The sequence below is a fragment of the Streptomyces sp. NBC_00012 genome (assembly GCF_045040875.1).
Taxonomy (GTDB): Bacteria; Actinomycetota; Actinomycetes; order Streptomycetales; family Streptomycetaceae; genus Streptomyces.
In genome coordinates this window covers 1,175,637-1,198,693 of sequence record NZ_CP108310.1, presented here as the reverse complement: position 1 = coordinate 1,198,693, position 23,057 = coordinate 1,175,637, and the positions used below count along the sequence as shown (strand labels likewise).

Annotated in this window: 25 protein-coding genes and 4 pseudogenes; 12 read left to right on the top strand and 17 right to left on the bottom strand. The window is 68.9% G+C overall.

Going from position 1 to position 23,057, the window contains the following annotated elements; genetic code table 11:
- Window positions 1-752: 752 nt before the first annotated feature.
- From OHA19_RS44355 to OHA19_RS44315, 9 genes and pseudogenes are all read right to left on the bottom strand, one after another.
- Window positions 753-1,130, bottom strand: coding sequence for a nuclear transport factor 2 family protein (locus tag OHA19_RS44355; protein WP_018088611.1), 378 nt, complete (start codon window positions 1,128-1,130; stop codon window positions 753-755).
- A 524-nt stretch (window positions 1,131-1,654) separates the two neighbouring features.
- Window positions 1,655-2,365 carry a hypothetical protein gene (locus OHA19_RS44350; RefSeq protein WP_331753973.1) on the bottom strand — a complete coding sequence of 237 codons (711 nt, stop codon included), beginning with the start codon at window positions 2,363-2,365 and terminating at the stop codon, window positions 1,655-1,657.
- Between the two features lie 9 nt (window positions 2,366-2,374).
- A complete protein-coding gene (locus OHA19_RS44345; RefSeq protein ID WP_331753975.1) occupies window positions 2,375-2,671 on the bottom strand; it encodes a hypothetical protein in 297 nt (98 codons plus the stop codon).
- 947 nt (window positions 2,672-3,618) lie between these two features.
- Window positions 3,619-4,188 carry a transcriptional regulator gene (locus tag OHA19_RS44340; RefSeq protein ID WP_331754687.1) on the bottom strand — a complete coding sequence of 190 codons (570 nt, stop codon included), beginning with the start codon at window positions 4,186-4,188 and terminating at the stop codon, window positions 3,619-3,621.
- Window positions 4,189-4,330: 142 nt separating this feature from the next.
- On the bottom strand, window positions 4,331-5,014 hold the full coding sequence (locus OHA19_RS44335; protein ID WP_405753408.1) for a hypothetical protein: 684 nt from the start codon (window positions 5,012-5,014) through the stop codon (window positions 4,331-4,333).
- A 351-nt stretch (window positions 5,015-5,365) separates the two neighbouring features.
- Entirely contained in the window at window positions 5,366-5,758 is a 393-nt protein-coding gene (locus tag OHA19_RS44330) for a hypothetical protein (RefSeq protein WP_331753981.1), read from the bottom strand.
- 899 nt (window positions 5,759-6,657) lie between these two features.
- A complete protein-coding gene (locus OHA19_RS44325) occupies window positions 6,658-6,954 on the bottom strand; it encodes a hypothetical protein (RefSeq protein ID WP_331753984.1) in 297 nt (98 codons plus the stop codon).
- 1,167 nt (window positions 6,955-8,121) lie between these two features.
- Window positions 8,122-8,853, bottom strand: a pseudogene (locus OHA19_RS44320) (DUF2637 domain-containing protein); the annotation flags it as partial.
- A gap of 179 nt (window positions 8,854-9,032) precedes the next feature.
- The gene (locus tag OHA19_RS44315; protein ID WP_331748705.1) at window positions 9,033-9,197 is read right to left on the bottom strand and encodes a hypothetical protein; all 165 of its coding nucleotides are present in this window, start codon (window positions 9,195-9,197) and stop codon (window positions 9,033-9,035) included.
- Window positions 9,198-9,379: 182 nt separating this feature from the next.
- Here OHA19_RS44315 and OHA19_RS44310 point away from each other — a divergent pair, with 182 nt between their 5' ends.
- The 6 genes from OHA19_RS44310 (at window position 9,380) to OHA19_RS44285 (ending at window position 12,123) form a co-directional block, all read left to right on the top strand.
- Window positions 9,380-9,598: a hypothetical protein gene (locus OHA19_RS44310; RefSeq protein WP_331748708.1), complete on the top strand. Its 219-nt coding sequence runs from the start codon at window positions 9,380-9,382 to the stop codon at window positions 9,596-9,598.
- 2 nt (window positions 9,599-9,600) lie between these two features.
- Complete coding sequence (locus OHA19_RS44305; RefSeq protein WP_331753990.1) at window positions 9,601-10,023, top strand: hypothetical protein; 423 nt, start codon at window positions 9,601-9,603, stop codon at window positions 10,021-10,023.
- The gene (locus OHA19_RS44300) at window positions 9,914-11,044 is read left to right on the top strand and encodes a putative T7SS-secreted protein (RefSeq protein ID WP_331753992.1); all 1,131 of its coding nucleotides are present in this window, start codon (window positions 9,914-9,916) and stop codon (window positions 11,042-11,044) included. The genes OHA19_RS44305 and OHA19_RS44300 overlap by 110 nt, the downstream gene beginning before the upstream one ends.
- 34 nt (window positions 11,045-11,078) lie before the next feature.
- The gene (locus tag OHA19_RS44295) at window positions 11,079-11,288 is read left to right on the top strand and encodes a hypothetical protein (protein WP_331748717.1); all 210 of its coding nucleotides are present in this window, start codon (window positions 11,079-11,081) and stop codon (window positions 11,286-11,288) included.
- 10 nt (window positions 11,289-11,298) lie between these two features.
- Window positions 11,299-11,742: a hypothetical protein gene (locus tag OHA19_RS44290; protein ID WP_331748720.1), complete on the top strand. Its 444-nt coding sequence runs from the start codon at window positions 11,299-11,301 to the stop codon at window positions 11,740-11,742.
- A gap of 63 nt (window positions 11,743-11,805) precedes the next feature.
- Window positions 11,806-12,123: a hypothetical protein gene (locus OHA19_RS44285; protein WP_331748723.1), complete on the top strand. Its 318-nt coding sequence runs from the start codon at window positions 11,806-11,808 to the stop codon at window positions 12,121-12,123.
- Here the strand turns inward: OHA19_RS44285 and OHA19_RS44280 are convergent.
- Entirely contained in the window at window positions 12,112-12,780 is a 669-nt protein-coding gene (locus OHA19_RS44280; RefSeq protein ID WP_331748727.1) for a hypothetical protein, read from the bottom strand. The genes OHA19_RS44285 and OHA19_RS44280 overlap by 12 nt on opposite strands.
- 5 nt (window positions 12,781-12,785) lie before the next feature.
- On the opposite strand from OHA19_RS44280, the gene OHA19_RS44275 reads away from it, so the two are divergent.
- Both OHA19_RS44275 and OHA19_RS44270 read left to right on the top strand, forming a co-directional pair.
- Window positions 12,786-13,841 (top strand): ISL3 family transposase, encoded by a 1,056-nt coding sequence (locus OHA19_RS44275; protein WP_331748730.1) that lies wholly within the window; start codon window positions 12,786-12,788, stop codon window positions 13,839-13,841.
- A gap of 132 nt (window positions 13,842-13,973) precedes the next feature.
- On the top strand, window positions 13,974-14,378 hold the full coding sequence (locus OHA19_RS44270; RefSeq protein WP_331748733.1) for a transposase: 405 nt from the start codon (window positions 13,974-13,976) through the stop codon (window positions 14,376-14,378).
- Between the two features lie 68 nt (window positions 14,379-14,446).
- On the opposite strand, the gene OHA19_RS44265 is transcribed toward OHA19_RS44270, so the two are convergent.
- Window positions 14,447-14,974 (bottom strand): DinB family protein, encoded by a 528-nt coding sequence (locus OHA19_RS44265; RefSeq protein WP_331748736.1) that lies wholly within the window; start codon window positions 14,972-14,974, stop codon window positions 14,447-14,449.
- A gap of 357 nt (window positions 14,975-15,331) precedes the next feature.
- On the opposite strand from OHA19_RS44265, the pseudogene OHA19_RS44260 reads away from it, so the two are divergent.
- Window positions 15,332-15,525, top strand: a pseudogene (locus OHA19_RS44260) (transposase); the annotation flags it as partial.
- A gap of 51 nt (window positions 15,526-15,576) precedes the next feature.
- On the opposite strand, the gene OHA19_RS44255 reads toward OHA19_RS44260, so the two are convergent.
- The 4 genes from OHA19_RS44255 to OHA19_RS44240 are packed head-to-tail and all read right to left on the bottom strand — an operon-like array spanning window position 15,577 to window position 20,058.
- A complete protein-coding gene (locus OHA19_RS44255) occupies window positions 15,577-17,061 on the bottom strand; it encodes an AMP-binding protein (RefSeq protein ID WP_331748739.1) in 1,485 nt (494 codons plus the stop codon).
- On the bottom strand, window positions 17,058-18,284 hold the full coding sequence (locus OHA19_RS44250; RefSeq protein ID WP_331748742.1) for a thiolase family protein: 1,227 nt from the start codon (window positions 18,282-18,284) through the stop codon (window positions 17,058-17,060). The genes OHA19_RS44255 and OHA19_RS44250 overlap by 4 nt, the downstream gene beginning before the upstream one ends.
- Window positions 18,281-19,213: a fumarylacetoacetate hydrolase family protein gene (locus tag OHA19_RS44245; RefSeq protein WP_331748746.1), complete on the bottom strand. Its 933-nt coding sequence runs from the start codon at window positions 19,211-19,213 to the stop codon at window positions 18,281-18,283. Before OHA19_RS44245 ends, OHA19_RS44250 begins: the two co-directional genes overlap by 4 nt.
- A 53-nt stretch (window positions 19,214-19,266) precedes the next feature.
- Window positions 19,267-20,058 (bottom strand): cyclase family protein, encoded by a 792-nt coding sequence (locus OHA19_RS44240; RefSeq protein ID WP_329865608.1) that lies wholly within the window; start codon window positions 20,056-20,058, stop codon window positions 19,267-19,269.
- A gap of 140 nt (window positions 20,059-20,198) precedes the next feature.
- Here OHA19_RS44240 and OHA19_RS44235 point away from each other — a divergent pair, with 140 nt between their 5' ends.
- Together OHA19_RS44235 and OHA19_RS44230 are read left to right on the top strand one after the other, a co-directional pair.
- The gene (locus OHA19_RS44235; protein ID WP_331748753.1) at window positions 20,199-20,807 is read left to right on the top strand and encodes a TetR/AcrR family transcriptional regulator; all 609 of its coding nucleotides are present in this window, start codon (window positions 20,199-20,201) and stop codon (window positions 20,805-20,807) included.
- Window positions 20,808-21,254: 447 nt separating this feature from the next.
- Window positions 21,255-21,515 carry a helicase associated domain-containing protein gene (locus OHA19_RS44230; RefSeq protein WP_331748756.1) on the top strand — a complete coding sequence of 87 codons (261 nt, stop codon included), beginning with the start codon at window positions 21,255-21,257 and terminating at the stop codon, window positions 21,513-21,515.
- A 2-nt stretch (window positions 21,516-21,517) separates the two neighbouring features.
- Here OHA19_RS44230 and OHA19_RS44225 read toward each other — a convergent pair.
- Window positions 21,518-21,676: pseudogene (locus OHA19_RS44225) on the bottom strand (transposase); the annotation flags it as partial.
- A 20-nt stretch (window positions 21,677-21,696) separates the two neighbouring features.
- A pseudogene (locus OHA19_RS44220) lies at window positions 21,697-22,272 on the bottom strand (class I SAM-dependent methyltransferase); the annotation flags it as partial.
- A gap of 306 nt (window positions 22,273-22,578) precedes the next feature.
- Here OHA19_RS44220 and OHA19_RS44215 point away from each other — a divergent pair.
- Window positions 22,579-23,028 carry a hypothetical protein gene (locus OHA19_RS44215; protein ID WP_331748759.1) on the top strand — a complete coding sequence of 150 codons (450 nt, stop codon included), beginning with the start codon at window positions 22,579-22,581 and terminating at the stop codon, window positions 23,026-23,028.
- Window positions 23,029-23,057 lie beyond the last annotated feature (29 nt).

Here is a 23,057-nt window from a genome sequence, read left to right as displayed (position 1 = left end):
CCCGCAGACACGACGCGCCGCCACTACGCGGCGGAAAAGCAGGCACCGCGCTCCGCGCGGTATCGGGCCTGCGGCCCGGGATGCCGGGCCACTCCGTGGCCCTTGGTTACGGTCGGAGCTCCGCACCGACCGTGTGAGCATCCACTTCGTGGCTGCTCAGAGCCCGCTACGCGGGCGGCTGGCTAGGCGGAGGGGTGGCCTCGGTCGGAACGAAATGTGACGGACCGTGAGGAACGGGCCGGGCACCGGAACTACGCCCACCCAGACAGTGCGTCAAAACCTGACCCCAGATGAGATCTGGAATCAGCACGCACCCCTAAGGCACCTCACGAGCCCTCAAAAACCCCACTCCCCCGAATTAACCCACCATCAAAAATCGCGACCCTTGAGCACCGGAAGGGAACTGGATTCGGGATCCGTGAACCCGTGAATCCCGAATCCGAAAGTGCGTCAAAAACCAACTCCGCTCTTTTCGGGAATCAGCACGGATCCCCTCTCGGTCTCGCCCGATAAACACGAAAGCCCCTCCGCGCGGAGGGTTGGGATGCGGGACGTCGTGCCCCGGCCGCTGCGCCGCGAACTCAGCCGCCTGTCTTGAGCGAGGTTCATTGGCCCCACAGGGACGAAGCCAGTGGCCCCACCCTATCGAACGGTCAGACGACCGAAGCGTTGTGAAGATGATCTCGGCTGGACAGACCCGGAGCCCCGAACGGGGCCGGTTCAGGAGAAGGACGGCGCCAGAGGAGAATGACTCAAGAGGCGGACGGCTCGATCTCCCCCGCGAAGACGATGACCTGGTCGATGAGGCTCCGCCGCAGATGCACGACGTCCGTTCCCGCCAGGCGGGGGCCTCCATCCGGCGTCGTGAAGACCCACTGGTACCGGGCCCACTCGCCCGGCATGTCCACCGCCGAACAGCGCACCATCGTGCCGGTCCCCGCCGGGTGGCGCCGGATGTCCAGCACGAACCGCTCGACCGCCTCGATCCCCTCACTGCGGCCCAACGGCCCCCAGAAGACCACGTCCGAGGTTAGGGCCTGGGAGAGCAGCGCAGTCACATAGCTGTCGTCCGAGGCGTTGAACGCGGAGATGAACGTGTCGATCGCGGACCGCGCGGTCTCTTCCTGCATGCACCATTAATACCAGTTGCCTCGCGGACCGCGCTCGTCCCGTGAGCCGTCTCCCGACCACGGTGAACCATCCCGGTCACAGCACTAGCTACCGTCACAGGCGCTCCGGACGCCGCACAGGGGCGCTTCTACGCGGCCCCACTGCGTCTGACGCCCAGAGCCGCTGTACACCTCCACCGCTTCGGCCCCCACCCCAGAAACGGCCGGGCACCAGGCCCGGCCCGCGCGCGGCCCCGCCGACGCGCGAGAGGGACTTGCCGGCCGCCGATCCCCGAGGCGCTCCGCCCGCCCCGCCTCCACCCCTTTCTCTTTCGGTAGTCGGGCGGCAGGGGGGTGCGCAGAGGGGATGTCAACACCCCGACCACGCCTCTACAGGCATGGTGACCTGCACGAACACCCGACGCATGCGGGACGGATCGGTGCCGATCACCAGCTGAACCGCTGCCCCACATGGCTGCGGCGCCTCCCAGTGGGAGGCGCCGCAGTCGTTCTATCCAGGTGCTCCGGGCAGGTGTTGCGTCACATCACGCTGCGCGCTGTCCCTCCTGGTCGCGCAACAGGGTCACCGATGCGAACTCTTTCTCCTCGGCCCGCCGGGCCATTTCCTGGTGGGCCTTTACCCATTTGCCGATGTCCTTCGACCGGGTCGGGTCGTCGCGCAGGGCCCGGACGGCGGCGGAGAGCCACCGTTCGAGTTCCGTTTCTCCCTGTACGTAGCAGGCCTGCAGGAAGGCGAGGGCCTGCGGGGGATCCACGGGCAGTGCGTCCCCGGCGATGATGCGGCGGGCGGTGGTCTTGGGGAGCATCCCGGTCCCGGCCATCGACTCCATCTCGCCGGGAGTCGGGTAGCCGGCCCACACATGCTGGTGGCGCAGCGCGCGGAGGAAGCCCGCGGTGTCCGAGAGCAGGGTGGGGTCGGGTGCCTTGTGGACGTAGTACGGCGCTCGGGTGGCCCGGCGGGCCCTGACCCACAGCTCGTGGCCGCGCGTCAGGAGCACCTCGGGTCCGAAGACGTCCTTCTCGGTGAGGGTCACGGTGATGAACTGCTCGACGGTGTCCCAGGCGGGCACGGTCGAGCCGGAGGCGGCCCGCTCGAAGGTGGCCTTCGAGAGCCAGCCGCCCTCGGACATCTGGCTGTAGGTCAGGTCGGCTGCACGTCGGCGTTCGCGGAGGTACTCCGCGAGCTCCGCGCGTGCGGGAACGGTCTGGTCCACGTTGTTCTCGGGGCGTCCCACGCGGCCGCCTCAGTTGTCCGAGCTGAAGTACGCGCGGGCGAACCGGCCGATCCGGCTGCCGTTGCGGCCTCCGGTCACGACCACGAGGACGACTCCGGCGCCGATGCCGCCAGCGCCCGCCAGGAGCAGCAGGACGTCCTGGACGGTCATCGCGTCGGGGGCGAGGAACGCGGCGGTGGCGATGGACGCGATGATCACCAGTGCGTGTGGCATGGCGAACCGGCCGCTCATCGTGATGGTGGTGGTGTCGGCCGACGCCGACTCGATGGTCGCGGTGCTCGCCGCGACGATGGGCTTTTTGCCCATGACAGGGTCTCCCTAACTACCGCCCGGCGACCGTGAGATCGCCGGACGGTGCTACTTGGCTCCAACCGGAAAGCCCGTGTTGTGCGGTCTTCGGGAGTTGGCGCTCCCTGCGCACACGTGGACTGCTGGGGCAAGTTTCCCAGGCTCGTAAGGGGTCCTGAGGGGAGGTCAGCCACTTGTCTCACCAACGTGCCAATGCTCATCTCGATGCCGAACTTCTCCATCAAGGACGTGATGTAGCGGGCCGGCGGGGCATCACGAGGCCGTGGCATGGCTCTGCAGCGCAGGTCAGAGCACCGCGCGACGCCTACCACGACAGAATGACAACCCCCCAATGCGAACAAAAGGGATGCCTGGGGAGGGGAGGCGCAGGCCACGGGGCCTGGCTGTGCAGGCTGCGGGCCGTAGCGGGGCGAGCTGTACCGCTTGTGTTCGCCCTACCACGCAGTACAGGACGGACCGGCCTGGCGCCACGGAGCTGACCTGCGTTGATTCAATTTCGCGCCCGCCCATTTCTGCGTGATCGCCACTCTCCAGGCACACTCGTCTCCAGAAAGGCGCGCGTTCCCAGTAGGGGCCGCCCTTGCCCTGATTGCTACTGGCTCCAACCGGCGCACCAGGGATTACGGGTCCGGATGTTGGCGCATCCGCCCGAGTGAAGCCGATGGCCATGCCCTTTCCGGGCAGGCATCGGCTTCACCTGCACCAACGGACATTTCACAGCGACCGCCCCCAACGGCCCTCTCCCCGGACCCCGGGCAGGACGCGAGCACCACGGCGGCCGGCAGACCGCGCGCTGCCGCCAGCTGCTCACCAGTCCCCAACTCAAGCGCCGCAAACACTCCCGATTCGCCGTGCGGCGATCTGACGGCCAAACTCGACCGCCCTGGCCCCCCCCAGAGACACGGGGTAGTTGACAGGCGCTCAAATCGACGTACAGGGGCGTTCTAGGCGGCGAATCCGATGTTGGTGACGTACTCGTACTGGCCCCACTGGGATCCGAGGTCGACGATGACGTCTTCCCAGGAGTCGTCGAGGGCCTGGTGGGCGCCGGCCGACCAGGCTTCGACGATGCGGTCCCATCGGCGGACGTTCATCGCGCGGTACTCCACCAGCCGTTGGAGCGGCCGCGGTACCTGCGACTGGTTCAGCGGGTGGATCTCGACCCGTGTCCCGCCGTTGGCATTCAGGCGTCGCAGGAGGTGCCGGGCGACATTCTGGCGGCGGACCTGGCGGTAGGCGGCCTCGATGCGTTCCAGGTTGGCGTTCGACGGCCGGCGCTTCTCGTCCAGCCACGCCTTCAGCGTGCGGTCGGTCACCGTGAGTCCGGCGTCCCGGGCCGCCTTGCGGCTGTGGTCGGTCCGGGTCAGGTAGTGCAGACGGGCCATAAGGCCGCGCTTCACGGTCACCGGGGTGACGATGCCGTCCGCCAGCTCGTCGAGTTTGCGTGCGACGGCGTCGCTGCCCTTGATGCCCCGGGCGCCGAACTTCCCGAAGTCGATGGTCCGCTCCGGCATGAGTCTCTCCTCCTCGTCGTGCGAACTGGTCACTCGTCAGCGAACGGATCCCCCGTGCGCCCGCCTGTGCCGCGATCGCGGGCCGCTCAGGGCTGGGAGGCCCGGAGCGGCTGACAGTCGCTCAGAGGGGCGCACAGGCGGCCTAGAACGGTGCGTGTGCCTCTGCGGCCTCTGCTGCCGCTGCGGTTGCGGTTGCCTCTGCTACGGCCGCTTGCCACTCAGCTTCCACGCGGTCGCGCTCCTCCTGGGCCCGCATCCGGCACCGGCCGCACAGACCGAGGACGAGCACCGGACGCCCGCACGGGACTCCGGCGTGGCCGGGGCACGTGCCGTCGTCGGTGGGCTCGGCCTCGATCGCCTCGGCGCTGAGCAGCTGCATCTGCTCGACGCATGTAGCGCACATGGCGCCGTCGGGGGTCCGCCGGGTGCAGCCGCCGGGGCAGAGCGGCCACCCCAGGTGCTCGGGACACAGGGTCTCGCCGACCACGGCGAGTACCGAGCACATGTGGTCGTCGCCGTCACACCCGCGCTGCGCGTCCGCGCCGCGCCGCAGCTGGGCATCCTGCTCCTGGCGCTCCGACCACGTCGGGGGCGTCGGCGTGGCCGGAGCGGGCGGCTGGTCCGTCCACGGCAGGTCGGGGGCAGGGGCCTGGTGCGGCACGGTGCCCACGGTCAGGTGCGGGACCGGCATCGAGGCCGCGGCCCGGAGTCGAGCCGAGACCACAGCCCCGACCGTGCGGTGCAGCGGGTCCGGCAGCGGACGCCCGGCAATGACCTGCCGCAGGTGCTCACGGGGCCACCCCGCTTCCAGGAGCCCGGTCACCATCAGCCCCTGGTCCCTCAGCGCCGGACCGGTCAGCAAAAACTCCGGCTTCCAGGCCCCGATGGACAGCAGCAGCTCGACCCCAGGGGCCGGACGCCGCCTGACGGGCGCTCTGCCGCCCTGCGGCCGGGCGGTGGTCCACCGGGGACCCGTCCCGGCCGCAGCGGCGTCATGGGGCGGCGCAGCGCCTGGCGGCGGTCGGTGATCCGGGCGTGCGGCCCGCCGTCCGCGAGATGGTGTGTCAGCACCGCGCGGACGGCGCACTGTCAGGGCATGCACCGGCGCCTAGGCCCGGTCATACCCACACCCTCGGTCAGCGTTACCGCGGTGCAGAGGCTCCCGATCCGTGAGCGGCTACCACGCCAACTCCTTGTCGAGGGTGAAGATCAGGTGGTTGCTCCCCTCGACGAGTTCGAACGACATGTTGGGCGGCCAGCTCTCGGTCTTCCTGTACCCGAGGTGGGGAAGCGGGAGAAGCGGGTGCTCGCTCCAGCTCCAGTTCGTGTAGATGGCACCGTTGGCCACGTACCCGCCGGTCACCCGCTGCACGCTGACCTGGTTCACCACTTCCGAGTCACGCGGCGTCAGTGCGGGGAGGGTCATGGCAGCAGCGGCGGCACCGGACGTCACCTTCACCTCGTGGCACTGGAACGGGATGAGCGTGAGCTCGAAGGCATCCGCGGGCTGGCCTTCGATCTTGTGCTTCAGCTCGAACGTGTAGGTGGGCGATTCAGGTTCGGCGGACACTTCGTCTCCTTCGTACTGCTGGGTATGAAAACACCGGTGACGCTACGTCCGTGCATGGGACAGAAGGATGAGAAGCAACCTTGATCACCCATGCGGGGCAAGGCCGCGCGTACGCGCTCGGCATCAGGCGGCCCGGCTCAGGCACGGGCAGCCGCACACCGCGCCGCCCGGACCCTGATCCCACCTCTGCCACGGCTATCGCGTGAAAGAGGTGTCCGCGTCCGGGACCGGCTTGCCCGCACGGTCTGACCTGCGTAAGCGGGCCGTCCGCAGCTGCTCGGCGTCAGCAGTGCCCAGGAGTGCACCGTGCTCGATCCGCTCGGCGGACAGCAGCCGCGGGCGCGGTGCTGGCTCCGTGCTCCTGGTCGTGCTCGTCGTCGGTCCGGTGCCCGTCGGGCGTTCAGGGGTGCCCCGGGCCGGGCCGTGGTCCTGGCCTGGGTCATGGTCGGGCCTGTGGTCGGGCCGGATGGTCTGGGCCGACCACGGTCCGCTGGTCGGCCCGACCACGGATCAAATAGCCCGGACGGGTGAACCCGGGGGCTCGCGTACGCGGGTGCGGATCTAGGCGAGTGTGCGCAAGTACGCCTGAAATCAGGGTAGTTGACATACTTTCTGCCGGTCTGTCACGGTGCTTCGCATGGGCCGGACCGACTGATGTCCGGGGACCACGAGGAGATCGTCATGGAGACCTTGTGGGAGCTCTCACTTCCCTGACCAGGTAATCCTCACCCAGTGACCAGCCAATCCTCATTGCTTGTCCAGCAACAGCGCCCGGCCACCACTCCTCAACGCCCCATAGAAACACCCGAATCGGCCCGCCCCACAGCGCCCAAGGTCGGACATCGAACTGAGAACCATCCCGGACACGAAAGCGAGAACTCCCAGAAAGGGCGAACAGCTCAGAGGGCGGTGCCATGAAGGGCGCGGCGGTCGGACGTGATCGCGTAACGGCGGGCGGCGAGGCCGTGGTCGAGTTCCTCACCGATCTCCTCGCACAACAGGGCGAGGACGTCGGCCGCGTCGGTGTCGGACAGGTAGGCCGGCGCGACTTCGAGCATCAGCTCGCCGATCGCGTGCGTGCTGGCGGCGAGGTCGTCGACGGCGGCGCGCAGCGCGGCGAGCGCAGGTTCCGCCGGCGGATCGGCGGGCGGCGGAGGCGGGGCGGTGCGGACGTCACGGACGGCCTGGCGGACCACCGCGGTGGAACGTCACACACCGGCGGCCCGCTTGATCGGCCCGAGGTACTTCCGCACCGTGCCCTCCTGGTAGCCGCAGCGCTCCGCCAAGACCGAAGCAAGAGCCTTCGCCGAAAGCTGCTGCTCCTCCGGTGACAACTGTCGGTAGTGGAATTCCACCCGTGCCGGGCCCGTCAGGTGAGAGCCGTCCTGCTGCTCGGCCTCCTGCTCGACCTCGCTCTCACGGATGTCCGGGGCCGACTCCTCGGTGTCGGGCTCGCCCTCATCACGGGGCTTCGGGACTCTCACCTGGACGACGCTGCGGCCGCTACTCTCCCGCCCGGACGCGTGTACGGCATGCCGATCCGTCGGCAGCGTTTGATCCTGCTGGTCGGCGGCGAACCATGGTGGCGTGCCGGGCTGCTCCTCTGGGTCATCGTCGGTGCCGCTCGGGAGGAAGTCCTCGTCGGGGCTCTCGTCGCCCTCGTGGTTGGGGGCCGCCTCGGCGGTCTGGTCCGCTGCCGCCGGTGCCGGATCGGCCTCGGAGTCGACGTCGCCGTTGTACTGAGCCTGGCGTTGCGGAGCAGACTCACTCCCGTCGTCGTCCTGGTCCTGCGCCTGGAACCAGGCGACGTAGTCACGCAATTCGTCTGCGGTGATGGGCTGCCCGGTGGCTCCCAGAATGCCGTCGCGCTGGTACACGTACTCAGCGAGGGCGTCGGCGTCGGGGTACGAGCCTCGTTCCGCCGCGTACGTGAGCCCGGCGTTGTAGAAGTAGTCGGCCCATGTCTCTTCGTCAGCTGCGTCCTGGGGAGCATCCAGGCTGGACGCGCCATCGGATGCGGGCGCGCCGTGCTGTTTGAGCACCTGCAGCAGGGGCTGGACTTGCTCGCGGGACAGCGGGTCGCCGGCTGCGGTGGCGATGCCGTACCGGTCCTGGAGCCAGATAGCGAAATGCTCACTCGTCGGCTCGGAGTTATAGGCGGCGAGCCAGGCCTGGTAGGCGTCGGCAAGACGCCCGTCGGCGCTGGCATCGTCCGGTGCCGGTTCGGGCGGCCGTACGGCAGCCGCTGAACGCACCTGGGATGACGGCTTCGGTTCTCCGGCACGCAGCTGTGCAAATTCCAGCTCTTGCGCGGCAGGGGCCTCAAGGGCGGGACTCTGCCTCTGCTTCGGGACCTGAGCGGCCTGGGCCGGGGCGGGGGCCGGGGGGAGCAGGGCGGGTTCGATGCCCGCGGCGGCGAGGCCGGCCGGGGCGGTCTCGGCCAGCGGGACGCCGTACTTCGCCAGGCGCAGCGGCATCAGGGACTCGACGGGGGCTTTGCGGCGCCAGTTGCGGCCGAAGCGGGCCTGGAGGCGGGCCTGGTAGATCAGCCGGTCCTGTTCGAGCTTGATGACCTGCTCGTAACTGCGGAGCTCCCAGAGCTTCATGCGGCGCCACAGCTTGAACGTGGGGACGGGGGAGAGCAGCCAGCGGGTGAGGCGGACGCCCTCCATGTGCTTGTCGGCCGTGATGTCGGCGATCCGGCCCACCGCGTGGCGGGCGGCCTCGACGGAGACCACGAACAGCACCGGGATGACGGCGTGCATGCCGACGCCGAGCGGGTCGGGCCAGGCCGCGGCGCCGTTGAAGGCGATCGTCGCGGCGGTCAGAAGCCAGGCGGTCTGGCGCAGCAGCGGGAACGGGATGCGCAGCCAGGTCAGCAGCAGGTCCAGGGCGAGCAGGACACAGATGCCCGCGTCGATGCCGATCGGGAAGACCAGCGAGAAGTCCCCGAAGCCCTTCTGGAGGGCGAGCTCGCGCACCGCCGCGTACGAACCCGCGAACCCGATCGCGGCGATGAGCACCGCTCCGGCGACCACAAGACCGATGAGTATCCGGTGGGTGCGTGTCAGCTGAAGCGGTGCGCTCCTATGCATGACCGTCCTCCCCCTCCTGAATCTGCAGCATCCGGCCACACTCTCACGAAGGGTGACCCGAGCCTGTCTGCGGCGTACGTCGGGGGATCGTCGGCGAATAGTGATCGCGAAGCGCGGCGGACCGGAACAAGCCTGTCTTCTACCGGCGCCGCCCCGGGAGCGGCGGCCGACCCGAAGGATCAGCGCGGTGTGCTCCATCCCACCTCCGCGCAGTACCCGTCCGCAACGGCGTCCAGATCGACGAACGGTGACACGAGGGAGCCGGCTGTGGTGTCGGCGTGTGCCACAGGGCCGTTCCAGTCGGTTTCATTGCTCTCCCGACCAGCCGCGATGCCGATGGACATGCGGTGATCCTTCCCGTGTTTCATCCAGCTCAGGGCTCGGGTGGAAGAGGGGGAATAGGGATGTCGTTGCGTGACCTGGTCCGCGACGAGGCGATGGCGCGGATGTCTCCGGCGGAACGGTTGGCTCAACTGCGTGCCGCACGACTGTACTTCCAGCGGCCGGAGAGCCCCGGTTTTTTTTCGTGTCCGAGACGGTGGATGGTCCGGTAGTGCCGGTTTTCACCTCCTGGGAGGGGCTGGCTCTGTTCGCGGGAGCATGCGACTGGGCGTCGACCACGGCCGAGGACCTGGTAGAGCTGTTGCCTGAAGGGGTGCGGGCGCTGGTGGACCTGTTGGGGCCGAACCCGTTCTTGTTGGAGGCCGCGATGCTGGAGGAATTGACAGAGGCGGAGGGGGAGTAGACATGGCAGGGGGCGGAGCGGATGGGCCTGAGCCGGGGGATGGTTACAGGATCGAGATCGCCGAGGTGCGCAAGATCATGAAGCCGATGGAGGAGTCCGTCGTCGCGGCGCACAAGATCAAGCAGGACTGGAAGTCCATGGCCCAGGGCATCCAGAACGCGGCCACCGTCGACATCGAGAAGCCGGCCAAGGACGTGCTGTCCGAGTGGGGTTTCGGCATGGGGCGGCTCGCCGAGCACGCCGACTCCATCGTCGAAGGCCTGCGGCAGGCCATAGCGGCCTACATGATGGCGGACCTGCTGCAACTCGAGAACTTTGCGCCGACTGGTCGTCAAGCTCCGTGTCTATGCGGGCGCGTTCAAGGACGGCTACGACAAGCTGACCGACTTGTCCCTGCTGCCGTGGACCGGTGCCGCGGCCGATAGCTTCCAGGACGCGAGCAAGCGTCTGCCCAGGGAGTTGGAGTCGGCACGCAAGTACTTCACCTCCGCGGCGGGCGCTCTGGACGCCTACGCCGACAAGCTGCGTTCCGTGCAGAAGCGGGTCAAGCCGATCATCGAAGATGCGGACGAGGTAAGGGCTGCGTCGAAGAAGTACTGGGAAAACGTCAGGGCCTACAACGCCGCTGTCGACCGCGGGGACGATACGCTGCCCGTGCGGCCGCCGGACGACGATCCCATCACCGGGCTGGACTCTTGCTATAGCCGGCTCGACAAGCTGGAGAGCGAGCTGCAGGGCGTCGTCGATGACTCCAAGGCCAAGCTCGCCAAGGCGGCCGAGAAGGCCCCCAACGCGCCCGAGGGCTGGAACCGCTTCAAGAAGGGCGTCGGGGACTTCTTCGGCGGCATGGGCGACAGCGCCAAGGGCATGTGGAAGCAGTTCGAGTACATGGCCGAGGACGGCCCCGATGGCGCCAGCCTGCAACTGGCGGGCATGATCGACGGGGCCGCGTACGCCGCGAACCACCCCACGGAGTTCGCCAAGGCCGTCACCAACTGGGATGAGTGGCAGCGGAACCCCAGCCGTGCCGCCGGCCAGCTCACCCCGGATCTACTGCTCGCCCTCGCCACCGGCGGCGGGGGCGCCCTGCGGAAGGGCGCCTCGACCGCCAAGACTGCCGCTCAGCGGCTGGCGAGCCGCGAGCGGGCGCTGCGTCGCGACGGCAGCGCCGCTGAGCGTGCCGACGGCGAGCCGAACAAGCACGACAAGTGCACCAAGGAGAAGTGCGGAGAGGGCGAGCCGGTCGACGTTGCAACCGGCGAGATGTTCATGTCCGCCACGGACGCCAGTCTGCCCGGCGCCCTGCCGCTGGTACTTGAGCGGCACTACGTCTCCGGACACTCGTGCGGCGGTTGGTTCCCCGATCCGGCTGACCGACCCGCTCGGACTGGCTCCCTACGACCTCGAACCCGAGTCGGAGAAGATCGCGGACCACGCCAACGGTGAAGCGCTCCGCCCCGACGGCAACGGAACGCACTACGTGCGAGGAGTCGACCCCAAGGCCCTGAAGTTCTACGTCGACGGAGTGATCAACCAGCGCATACCCAACATCGACCCGAAATACGGACTGCGAAATGATCGAGAGGCCTTCTGGGACCCGGACAAGGAGGCCGTGGTCATCGTGGACGGTGACGGGGGCACCGTGTTCACCCCCAAGGAGGGATACTCCTACTTCGAGGACCTGGAGTAAGAGGAACGGTATGTCCGAGCAAACCAGCCGCAGCGTCAGCCTCTCCCACTCGGAGTTCACGAGGCTTTACTTCCTGACACGCGAACTCAATGAGTTCCCCGCCGAGAAACTGCAGGGCTTCGGATGCGATGCCGAAGAACTGGAAGATCTGTTGTCACGGCTCAGGAGCGCTCGTCGCCAGTCCAAAGAGCATGGGGAAGCTCTCCGTTTGACACTCGTTTTCTCAACGACGCTCCCCGAATCGGACGCCGCACCAGCTCTTGCCCACGACGGAGACAATCACACTCGGGCGGCGCCCGCCCACATGACCGTCACCGTTCCCGCGAGCGTCGCGCAGTGGTGGGCCCCCGCTGCGCACTGGGTCCTCCATGCTCACAGTCCTCGGGAGATTTCCCTACGCACTGGGTACTCAACCGATGAGCTGCGCGAAGCACTGGCAGCCCTGCCGGACTGAGACCGATTCGTGCCTCGCCTCCTCAAGGAGCGGTATTGGCGGCGGGCGAGGCGGTCATAGAGGGTGATCAGCACGGCGGGCGAGGCCGACATCAAGCCCGCCATGGTGGCTGCCACTCTGAAGCAGCTTCGCCAGGACGTGCGGGAAGCCTTCGATGTGGCCTGGGACAAGCGCGGTGCGGTCTTCGCCGAGCGGAGGATCAGGGCCCTCCTGCCCCGGCAGGGTATGAGTCGCCAAGAGGAACAGATCGTCCAGACAGCGATCGCCTATAACCCCGTGGTTCTCTTCGGCAAGCACCCCACGAAGACGGTTATGGAGCGCATCGGAGGCTCCGACGCCGCGATGGCCTCGGTGGTGAGGGGGACCTTCTCAAGAAAGTGATTCCAGAGTGAGGCGGTCGTGGAAGTGGTGGGCGGCCGCGTACCGGTCCAGGCCGTCCAGGAGGAGTTCCGCGCGGACCACGGGCGCGATGGAGTACGGGTCAGGAATGCCCGCGCGGTGCGCGGCGTCCTCGATCAGGTAGCTGATCTTCAGCCGGGCATATCCGTGGCGGGTGCGCAGGTACTCCCCCGCGGTGCTCTTGCCGCTCTCGGACATCCCGCCGAGCGCGAGGATGCGGACTCCGGGCAGGCATCCGGCCGGTACGAGGGCGGTGTGCGGGTGCATGCGTCGGCGCAGGTCGTCCTGCACGGCGGCCACCGGGCGGCCGTCGACGACGATGACGTCGGCGAAGCGGTTCTCGGCGACCAGGCGGTGGATCTGCAGGTGCAGGTGGTGCTGGTAGTCAGCGTAGGTGGGGGTGACGGACTTTTCGTGGGAGAGGGCGCGGGCCGTTCCGGTCGCCGGGTCCTCGTGGTGCAGCAGCAGGATGGCCCGCTCCCGGGTTTCGGCTGTCTTGAGGTCTTCTGCGTACGGTTCCAGCAGGGCCTGGGCCCTGTAGGCGGCCTGCTCCGGTGTCAGTTGCTCGCGCACCGCGATGGTCGCGGCCAGCGAGACTTCCCTACTCGGGTTCTGGCTCAGGTTGTGTGACGCGTGCACTGTGAGTGACCACTGAACTTGCTTTGTTGTTGTTCCCGTCGATCGCGGACGTCGCGGTGCTGTCGGTGGACGTGAACATCGCGATAGTGCGTGTTGATGCGCGGTGCACCGCCGCGGGTGCCTCGTGTCCGGGGTGCGGGGCGTGGTCGGCCCAGGTTCACGGCTCATACCTGCGGTTTCCCGCTGATGTTCCGAGTGCGGGGCGATGCGTTGTACTCCAGCTGCGGGTCCGCCGGTTCACCTGCCAGAACGCGGAGTGTGGACGCCACACGTTCGTCGAACAGATACGTGGCCTGACTCGAAGGCACGGCCAGCGGACCGAGCGCCTGCGCTCGACCCTGGCCGCGATCGGCCTCGCCCTCGCTGGCCGGGCCGGCGCCCGCCTGGCCGACATCATGGGTGCACCGGTCGGCCGCAGCACGGTCCTGCGGCTGGTCGACGCGCTTCCCGAGCCGGAGGTGCCCGCTCCGCGGGTGGTTGGCGTGGACGAGTACGCCACCCGCAAGGGCCGCCACTACGGCACCGTCCTCGTCGACGTCGAAACCCGCCGACCCATCGACCTGCTGCCTGACCGGGAGTCATCTAGCCTGGCCGCGTGGCTGGCTCAGCGGCCCGGAATCGAGGTCGTGCGCCGCGACCGCGCCCCGTTCTTCGCCGAGGGCGCCAGCGTCGGCGCCCCGCAGGCTGTGCAGGTCGCGGACCGGTGGCATCTCTGGCACAACCTCAGCGAGGCAGCCGAGCGGAGCATCGCCCAGCACCGTCGATGCCTGCGAGTCCTGGTACCCGAGACGTCTGAAACGCCGGAGACGGAGGCCGCCCCGGCGGAGGAGTCGTCCGGCTCGCCGTGGCCGACCGGTCACCGGTTCGCCGAACGGACCCGGACCATGCATGCCACGATTCACGCCTTGGTGGAGGCAGGGCACAGCCGTCGCGCGATCCAGCGACAGCTCGGCATGACCAGCCGAACCGTCAAACGGTACGCGGACGCCGCCAGGCCGGAAGACCTCTTCACTGGGCAGTGGCGGACCCGAACCTCCGTCCTCGACGAGTACAAGCCCTAGCTCGACGACCGCTGGAACGAGGGCCGCACCAATGCCTGGAAACTATGGGAAGAGATCGTCCCACTCGGTTATCAGGGCAGCTACCAGCGCGTTCGCGCCTACCTCCGTCAGAAGCGCACCTCGCCGCGGCCCGTGACAGCGCGTCCGCCCTCGCCTCGGACCGTCGCCGGATGGGTCCTCCGCCGCCCGGAAACCCTCTCCGAGACCGAACACCTCCACCTGAAGAACGTACGGGCCAGCTGCCCCGAGATCGACGCTCTCACCAGGCACGTCCGGTCCTTCGCAACCATGCTCACCGAGCGCCAGGGCGAGCGCCTGCCGGACTGGCTCGACGCCGTCAGACAGGACGACCTCTCCAGCCTCCATACTCTCGCTGCGGGCATCGACCGCGACCGCGAAGCAGTCATCGCCGGCCTCACCCTCCCCTGGAATTCAGGTGTCGTCGAAGGGCATGTCAACCGGATCAAGATGCTCAAGCGCCAAATGTTCGGCCGGGCAGGCCTCCAACTACTCAGAAAGAGAGTCCTGTTGTCGTAACAGCGGTGACGGTGTCACGACACTACTGGCAAATAGAGCCAGCCGAACAAAATGCCGCTAACCGCATTTCACGCCCCGGCGACACCGTCGATGCGCTCTCGGATCAGGTCGGCATGGCCGTTGTGACGTGCGTACTCCTCAATCATGTGGACCATGATCCAGCGCAGCGAAACCCCTCCGTCACCTACGTGGCTGGCTTCCTGCTCAGACAGCCGACCGGAGTCGTCCAGCGAGGCGGCAGCGATGAGCTCACGCCCTCGAACGATCTCTGCCTGCCAGACCGCTGTGACCTCGTCGAGTCCTCGGCCACCCTCAAGTGCAAAGCCGTCGACGTTGCTCTCCCCGAAGACTGCGCGCACGTCCTGGCCTGCGAACACACGCTGGAACCAGTTGCGTTCCACCTCGGCCATGTGCTGGACGAGGCCCAGCAGTGTCATCGACGACGGCCCAACCGAGGCCAGCCGTAATTGATCGTCTTTGAGGCCCGAGCATTTCAGGGCGAGAGTGGCACGGTGAAAATCGAGCCACGATTCCAGCATGGCGCGCTCGCCAGCATGTGCGGGTGGGATAGGACGTCCGTCCGGTGTCGAAGTCATGCCAGGAACCCTGGCACACGCCGCCATGAACTTCGCGGGCCTTCGCTGGCGACGAACACGCGCGACCCCTCTCGCCCAGGCAGCTCAGTGGCAACATCTTGCCGAGCAATGCGAGGTAACTCCCGGAAGGGAATCGAAATGACATTCACAGAAGGTGGCACAACCATACGTACCACCTGGACTTCGAACGCGAGGCGGACCACTGAGAGTGGTCGCGTCACAGAAGTGGTCGCGTACGCAGCGTGAGTGCCGATCTTCGTGTGATGGCGGTCGAGGTCGCCCGAAAATCGCCCGGCCGGAAGGCGGTGTGGTCGACAGTGCTGCACTGTGAACGAAGTACAGCCGCAGCTGGATGAGCTGTTCAAACAGACTCTCGGCTGGGCCTGCCCAAAGATCCGCGCCCCGGAAGCGGCCGACCGGTGGACCTGGCTCATCCTCGCCGCCTACACCCAACTCGTCTCGCCCGCCCGTTGGCAGCCGATCTCCGAAGGCCATGGGAGAAACCGAGCGTGAGGCCGGCGCGGGAGCACGCGCCAGGGTGCGCTCGGCGCCGGCCGTGTGTCATCTGAGGAAGTGGGGCGGATTGCGCGCCCGAGCCCTGTTCAGGGCTGGTTGCGGAGTTTCTTCTTGTCGATCTTGCCAAGGGCGGTGAGGGGCAGCGAATCGGCGAGATGGAGCAGTTTCGGGGCCCAGAGTGCGCCCTTGCGGGCGCGGACGTGGTCCGTCAGATCGGCTGGGGTGGCCTGCTGTCCGGGGCGCAGGACCACGGTGGCGGTGACGGCTTCGCCCCAGTGCGGGTCGGGGGTGCCGTAGACGGCGCTGGCGGCGACGGCCGGGTGTGTGGCGAGGGCGTCCTCGACCTCGCGCGGGTAGACGTTGAATCCGCCGGTGATGATGGTGTCCTTGATCCGGTCGATGATTGTGATCAGGCCGGTGTCGTCCTGGCGGGCGACATCGCCGGTGTGCAGCCAGCCTCCGTCGAGCGCGATTGCGGTCTGTTCGGGCTTGTTCCAGTAGCCGTCCATCACGAGCGGTCCTCGGACGCACAGCTCGCCGGGCTCGCCTGCTGGTACGTGCCGGCCGTGCAGGTCGAGCAGGGCGATCTCCACGCCGGGCATCGGCCGGCCGCAGCTGCCCAGGACGTGCGGGTCGTCGCGGTGCTGGGCCGGGTCCAGGACGGTCAGGGCATTGGGGGCCTCGGCCTGGCCGTAGTGCTGGCTGAGCACGGGGCCGAGGAGCCGGTGTGCCTGGGCGAGCCGGGTGGGGTCGGCGGGTGCGGCGCCGTAGAGGACCCAGTTCAGCCCCGACATGTCGGCTGCGAGGAGGCGGGGGTGGTCGAGCAGGGCGTACAGCATCGTGGGAACGACGAACGTGGCGCTCACGCCGTCGCGTTCGATCGCGTCGATGACGTGGTCCGGGTCGAAGGAGGGGTGGAGCTCGAAGCCGGCGCCGTGGAGCAGGCCGGGGGCGACGAGGAGCCCGGCGGCGTGCGACATGGGGGTGGTGATCAGGAAGTGGGTGTCCGGTGGCCAGGCCCAGGTGGAGCAGGCCCAGGCGTTGGCGAGCAGTGAGCGGTCGTGCAGCATCACGCCCTTGGGTTCACCGGTCGTGCCGCCGGTGTAGAAGAGGTAGAGCGCGGGGCCGCGTGGGTCATTCGGACCAGGGGGTGTGTCTGCGGCGATGCGGTCGAGTTCGGCGAGGGAGATCGCCTTGGTGCCGTCGGGGCGGGCGCGGGCGGCGAAGCGGGTGTCGTCCACGACCAGGCAGTCGGACACACTGTCGCGCAGGACGGTCCGGTCCGTGTCCGCGGTGGCCAGCGGATGCAGGGCGGTGTAGCGCAGTCCGGCCAGGCAGGCGGCGGCCATGACGGTGAACGCCTGCGGGTTCGGGCCGCACAGCAGGGCGAGCCCGTTGCCGGGCATGAGGCCCAGTCGTCCGAACGCGGCCGCGGTGCGTTCGATCCGTTCCGCGGTCTCACTGTAGGTCCAGGTGTGCTTCGTCCCGTCGTCGCCGGTGAAGCGGAAGGCGGTGCGCTCGGGCCGCCGGCGCAGCGCCGACAGGATCAGGTCCGCGTAGCCGGGCGTCATCGGGTCCTCCCCAGGATGGTCACGGCGGCCACCGCCTCCTCGATTCCGTAGAGGCCGCCGCCGTTCTCGGCGATGGCGATGCGCGCGTCGGGGACCTGGCGCTCGCCCGCCCGGCCGCGCAGCTGCGTGACCAGTTCGAAGACCTGCGCCAGTCCGGTGGCGGAAACCGGGTGGCCGCGCGATTCGAGTCCTCCGGACGGGTTCACCGGAACGGTGCCACCGAGCGCGCCGGCGCCCGATGCCGACCACGGGCCGCCGTCGCCGATCGGACAGAATCCCAGGTTCTCCACCTGCTGAATCTCGCCGAAGGCAGTGGCGTCATGGACCTCCGCCACGTCGACGTCCTGCGGACCGATGCCGGCCTTCTCGTAGGCAGCGAGCGCGGCCCGGCGGCCGATGTGCCGCCCGGCGTCGTCCGCAGCCCGGTCGGTACCCGACAACAGGACACTACTCAGTACCGCCACGGCCGACTCGTCACGGGTGAAGTCGGCGCGCGTCACGACGACGGCGGCGGCCCCGTCGCTGACCGGTGAGCACATCGGCACCGTCAGCGGCCACGCCACCCGCCGCGCCGCCAGGATCTCCTGCGCGGTGAACGCTCGACGGAAGTGGGCCCGGGGGTTGTGGACGGAGTGGGCGTGGTTCTTCGCCGAGACCGCGGCCAGGTGGGCTTCGGTGGTTCCGAAGCGCTGCATGTGGGCGCGGGCCAGGGAGGCATAGATCTCCGTGAACACCGACCGGTCGCCATCCACGGACAATTCGGGCGGCAGAGGTTCGGTCAGGGCGGCGAGCGCGGCCAGGGTCTCCTCGCGGTGGGCGATGTCCATGGCCCCGTCGAACACCGCCAGCCCCTGGGCGGGATCGGCGCAGACGAGTTTGTCCACGCCGACGGCCAGGGCGACGTCCGACAGGCCCGCCCGTACGTGGGCGATCGCCAGCCACAGGGCCGTGGCGCCGCCCGCGCAGGCGTTCTCCACATTCACTACGGGTACCCCGGCGAACCCGTGCGGGCGCAGGGCGACCTGGCCGGGGATCATGTGCTGGCCGTCGATCGCCTTCTGGCTGACCGTGGCGTGGAAGACTGCGCCGACGTCGGCCGGGGTGAGTCCGGCGTCGCGCAGTGCCTCGTGTGCGGCCTGGCCGACGAGGTCGCCGGCACTGCGGTCGAGGTGGCGGCCGAAGGGGGTGGCGCCGACGCCGAGGATGAGTGCTTCGCGGTTCATGACACCACCCGGTTGCGCAGCACGCCCAGGTCGGAGACTTCGAGTTCCACGGTGTCGCCCGGTTCCAGGTAGCGGCCGTGCTCCAGCCCGCAGCCGGTGGGCACGGTGCCCGAGCACAGGACCTCTCCGGCATGCAGCCGGGTCGACTGGGAGGCGAAGGCGATCATGTCGGCGAAGGTGTGGTGCATGTCGGCGGACGTGCCCCGGCTGACCTCCTCGCCGTTGATGCGGGCGGTCATCGTGAGCCGGTACGGGTCGCCGAGCTCATCGGCGGTGACGATCCACGGGCCCAGGACGTTCGAGTCGGTGAAGTCCTTGCTCTTGCTCAGGCCCAGCCCGGTGGCGATCTCCTCCAGCTGGGTGTCGCGGGCGCTGAAGTCGTTGAAGATCGTGTAGCCGAAGATGTACGACGGAGCGTCCGCTGCGGGGATGTCCGTGCCGTCGCGGCCCAGCACGCAGGCGAATTCCAGCTCGTAGTCCCGCACGGAGGAGTACGCGGGCCAGTGGATGTCGCTGTCGTGGCCGGTCACGGAGAGCCGGTTGGTCACGTAGTACAGAGGGCGTTCGAGCATGATGGCGGGCAGTTCGACCTGGTCGGCCGGGATGCCCTGGATCCGGGAGCGGGCGTTGCGGAAGTGATCCATGAAACTGCCGAAGTCCCGGATCTGTACGGGCCTGGGCAGCGGGGAGAGCCAGCGCAACTCGGATGCGGCGACGACCGCTTCGGGCGGGGCCTGTGCGGCGAGCCGCTCCAGGGTCTGCCGCACGGGTTCGCCGCCGTCGATGATCGTCTGCATGGTGGTCAGCGCTGGGGCGTGCTCGCCGGTCACCAGGCGGTGGGCGCGGTTGAGCAGCAGCAGGCGCTCGCCCTGGTCGAGTACGAGCGCGGTCCGCTCGGCGCGGTCGTGCTCCACGGTTGCGAGTTTCATGGTCGGTTCCTCTCCTCAGCAGGGTGCAGGGGTCGGTCTGCGGGGATCGGGGGTCAGACGAAGGCCACGACGCGGGCGGGGGCGGCGCTCGCGCGGGCGATCTTGATCGGGAAGAACGCCACCCGGAACCCCGACGGGGGCAGTGCGGCGAGGTTCGTCAGCTGCTGGACGATGAAGACCTCCCGCTCGCGGCCGGCCCGGTGGCCATCCCACAGCACGGAGTTGTCGCCGCTGTCGCGGAACTTGCGCGCCATCACGGGGAAGCTCAGGTCCCAGCCCGCGGCGTCGGTGCCCAGGACCTTGGCCCCGAGGTCGGCCAGGAGCAGCGTCGACTCGCGGCTCATGCCCGGGTAGCGGAAGAACTCAGGGTCGGACAGCCCGTAGCGCTCCTGGCCGGTGCGCAGCAGGACCGCTCCGCCGGCCGGGACCGGGGCGCCGTTGTCGGCGAGGGCGGACTCCAGCGCCTCGACTGTGATCGGGGCGTCCGGTTCGCACCGGTCGCGCAGGTCCAGCACGAGCGCCTCGCACCACAGCTCGTCCAGGGCGATGTCGGTGATGGTGCGGGCGGGCCTGCCTTCGCAGGTCGAGCCGTAGTGCAGCGGGGCGTCGACGTGGGTGCCGAGGTGGGAGTTGAAGTCGGTGAGCAGTTCCGCGCCCCAGCCCTCGCCGTCGGGCAGGTCCTCGACGCTGCAGTGCATGGCGGCGGCGAACTGCTCTCGGCCCTCGCCCGTCGGGTGCGCGTAGGCCACGGCCGGCGCGATCACCGGGGCGAGCGGGCGCAGCTGCTCGGGGAGCCGCTCGCGGTCGGCGGGGTCCAGCGTCCTGGTGAGGTCGATCAGTTCCATGACGAACCCTCCTTAGTTGTTGGACGCTCAGCATAAAATTGGACCGATAGCATAGGCAAGAGCTCGCCGGCCCGGCGCTGCTCGGCCGGCGTGACAGAATCGGCCGTGTCAGGCCGCCGCAACGTTGGGAAGGACACCGCGTGGGTGCGACCCGCAAGCAGGAAATCTCCGCCGAGACCCAGCGCCGGCTGGTGGCCGCCGCGTGGGAACTCGCCGCCGAGGGCGGGTCCGCCGCGGCGTCCGTCCAGGCCGTGGCGGAGCGCTCCGGCATCAGCCGGGGCTCCGTGGCCTGGCACTTCGGCTCGAAGGACGGGCTGCTGAAGGCGGTGATCGAGGAAGCGTTCCGATGGGGCACGGACTTCATGCGCGAGCGCCTGGCCGTCGCCGGGCCGGACGCCGGAATCGAGGCGCTGATCGAGGCGAACTTCGCCCTGATGTCCCGGCCCGAGGCGCACATCTTCTCGACACTCCTGATCGAGGCGGTGAGCCGCGAGTCGGCCCTGCGCACGACGTACGCCGAGGAGTACGCCAAGATCCGCGGCCTGTACGCCGACCACCTGCGCTCGACCGGTGCGCACGTCACCGACCCGGAGGCCGTCGCGGCGGCGCTGCTCGGCGGCACCCTGGGAATCAACATCCAGCACCGCCTGGACCCGGCCCTGGACCGCCGACGGGCTGTGACCGCGATGACGGGCATCTACACCGACGCGCTGTCCGGAACCAGACCTGACACTCCGTCCGGTGCCTGACCCACACCTGCCTCCGGGACGCGCCGGGCGAGGTCGGGGACCAGGCCCGCGCGGCGAGCGCCCGAGGCTCCAGGCGCAACCGCGCGGCTGCATGGGCGTCTCGCCCCCGGATACCGGTACGGCCGGGGGCTCGGCCGCCGCCGTGTCAGCCCGGCCCGGCTTCGGCCGGCCCCAGCGGCGACGCCGCCGTAGTGCACACCCCTGGCCGGCCAGGACCTTGCCCGCGGAGCATGGCCGGTGACCACCTGCCAGGGCTGGCAGCACTTCGCCACCACGCCTTCCCCGGTACCCCCCGCACGCGCGCGAACGTCCCGAGCATGTTCACGCCCCCTTGTCCACCGAACTTTGGTGGCGCCTGCAGCGGCGACGAAGCTGCAAACAGGGCCGCAAGAGGCAGCTTGACGCGTTCGCGGTGCGCACTTCCAGATCCCAGGCCGCGCGCGGCCGGTGAAACGGACGCAGGACGATAGGTGGGCCCTCAACCTGGCAGCCGCACGGCAGTTCCACGCTCGTGAGGGGCATCTTCGGGTGCCCCGGAAGCACGTTGAGGAGCTGGAGGCGGTGGAGGTCCCGACAGGCCGTCAGGACGGTGCTGGCGGGCCCGTGGTGGTCAAGCTCGGCACATGGCTGGACAACGTGCGTAAACGGGCGGACAGGCTCAGTGCGGAACGGCGGGCCGAACTCGGCGCCCTCAGCATGCGCTGGTAGCCGTTGTGCCTCACTGTCTGCCAAGGGCCGAACGCCTCGCGGGGCAGATCTCTCCATGGGAGCCCGGTGCGGTACTGGTAGATGATCCCGTCGATGATGCGACGGTGGTCGGCGAACGGGCGCCCTGTCTTCCCGGCGTTGCGGGGAAGACAGGGCGCCAGGCGTGCTCACTGCTCGTCGGTCAGCAGGCGCAGGCGCCCACTCGTGGTCGCCGGGGCTGGTAGGCGGTGGCCAGCACAGAGACAGCGACCTGGTCGGGCAGGAGGCCGTCATCGCTCAGGTCTGCATGGTTCACGTGGCGTGCGCTCGGTGTCATCCCCACCAAGTCCAGGGCCTCCAGTCCGACCAGGGCCATGGGGTACTCCACCTGTTCGGTGACAGTGACTGTGAAGTAGGGGTCCAGCGCCCGGTGCAGGCGCTGTTCCTTGGCAGGGTCGATGGTGACCATTGCAGGCACTCGGCCGCGCAGCTCGACCAGGTGTCGATCGGTAGGACGGACCACGATCAGCCGGCCGGCCGGGCGGAGTACCCGGTGAAACTCGGCTGGATTGCGCGGGGCGAACACGTCCAACACCACGTCGGCCACCTCGTCGGCGAGAGGAAAACATCCCAGGTCGCCGCAGCGGCTCGTTCATGGGCTCGGGCTGCCGAGCGCAGCGCGCGCCGACGTGTCCATGCCCAGACCTCGGGCGCCGGGCAGATGGTCGAGAACGCCGGCCAGGTAGTAGCCCGTGCCGCACCCGACGTCCACCACGGTGCCCCAACGTCGCCGCCGCACTCCGGGCCAACTCCCGCGACCCGAAACGCCCGCTCGCCCTACTCGGCCTCACATGATCACAAACCGGATATCACGCGACTACGCCGAAGCCCTGGGTGTAGCCGTACCCGTAACCCGGCGGGACAAGGGGAAGGTGAGGGCCCGAAGATCGCATGGAGGTATGGGAGTTAACCCTCACGCCGCCTCCACACATACTGAGGTCCAGTGCAATGTCACATTGCAACTGCATCCTGAGTGCATCAGTGATGCCTATGAACGACGCCTCTGAACAGGGAGAACTACCTCATGTCTCGTATCGCTCTGCTCGCCACCGCGGTCGTGGGCCTGGCCTTATTCGGCGCGGCCCCGGCCACCGCCGCACACGCCCCCACCACCACTGCCCCCACCGTGACGTGCGGTCCGTCCGCCCTCCGGGTGGGCTTGTCGACCAAGGTGTGCGCCGAAGTCACCGGCAACAGCGTGCAGCTGTACGGCCAGATAAACCTGGCGGGCCCGCCCAGCCCGGGCTCCACGCTCCCGGTCAAGGACCTGACCATGACCCTCACCGGCAACGCCGTCGGCGGCACCTCCCTCGGCCACCTGGTGCAGCGGGTCCGTTTCCAAGCCGCGACCACCCAGGTCCGTGGCGTCGGCGGCACCGCCCCCTGCGGCTCGACCGTCCACGCCGAGTTCACCTCATCCGCCCTCGGCTATCCCTCCAGCCCGGTGACCCTGAACGTTCCGGTCACCTGCTGACGAACGTCCGACACAATGAGCAGGCTGCG

Excerpts from the sequence above, each read along its gene's own strand:
- OHA19_RS44315 (WP_331748705.1), bottom strand. The coding sequence starts at position 9,197 with ATGTCCATCGGCATCGCGGCTGGTCGGGAGAGCAATGAAACCGACTGG.
- OHA19_RS44290 (WP_331748720.1), top strand. The coding sequence starts at position 11,299 with ATGTCCGAGCAAACCAGCCGCAGCGTCAGCCTCTCCCACTCGGAGTTC.
- OHA19_RS44250 (WP_331748742.1), bottom strand. The coding sequence starts at position 18,284 with ATGAACCGCGAAGCACTCATCCTCGGCGTCGGCGCCACCCCCTTCGGC.
- OHA19_RS44305 (WP_331753990.1), top strand. The coding sequence starts at position 9,601 with ATGGCAGGGGGCGGAGCGGATGGGCCTGAGCCGGGGGATGGTTACAGG.
- OHA19_RS44345 (WP_331753975.1), bottom strand. The coding sequence starts at position 2,671 with ATGGGCAAAAAGCCCATCGTCGCGGCGAGCACCGCGACCATCGAGTCG.
- OHA19_RS44340 (WP_331754687.1), bottom strand. The coding sequence starts at position 4,188 with ATGCCGGAGCGGACCATCGACTTCGGGAAGTTCGGCGCCCGGGGCATC.
- OHA19_RS44245 (WP_331748746.1), bottom strand. The coding sequence starts at position 19,213 with ATGAAACTCGCAACCGTGGAGCACGACCGCGCCGAGCGGACCGCGCTC.
- OHA19_RS44265 (WP_331748736.1), bottom strand. The coding sequence starts at position 14,974 with ATGACTTCGACACCGGACGGACGTCCTATCCCACCCGCACATGCTGGC.
- OHA19_RS44255 (WP_331748739.1), bottom strand. The coding sequence starts at position 17,061 with ATGACGCCCGGCTACGCGGACCTGATCCTGTCGGCGCTGCGCCGGCGG.
- OHA19_RS44355 (WP_018088611.1), bottom strand. The coding sequence starts at position 1,130 with ATGCAGGAAGAGACCGCGCGGTCCGCGATCGACACGTTCATCTCCGCG.
- OHA19_RS44335 (WP_405753408.1), bottom strand. The coding sequence starts at position 5,014 with ATGGTGACCGGGCTCCTGGAAGCGGGGTGGCCCCGTGAGCACCTGCGG.
- OHA19_RS44240 (WP_329865608.1), bottom strand. The coding sequence starts at position 20,058 with ATGGAACTGATCGACCTCACCAGGACGCTGGACCCCGCCGACCGCGAG.
- OHA19_RS44215 (WP_331748759.1), top strand. The coding sequence starts at position 22,579 with ATGTCTCGTATCGCTCTGCTCGCCACCGCGGTCGTGGGCCTGGCCTTA.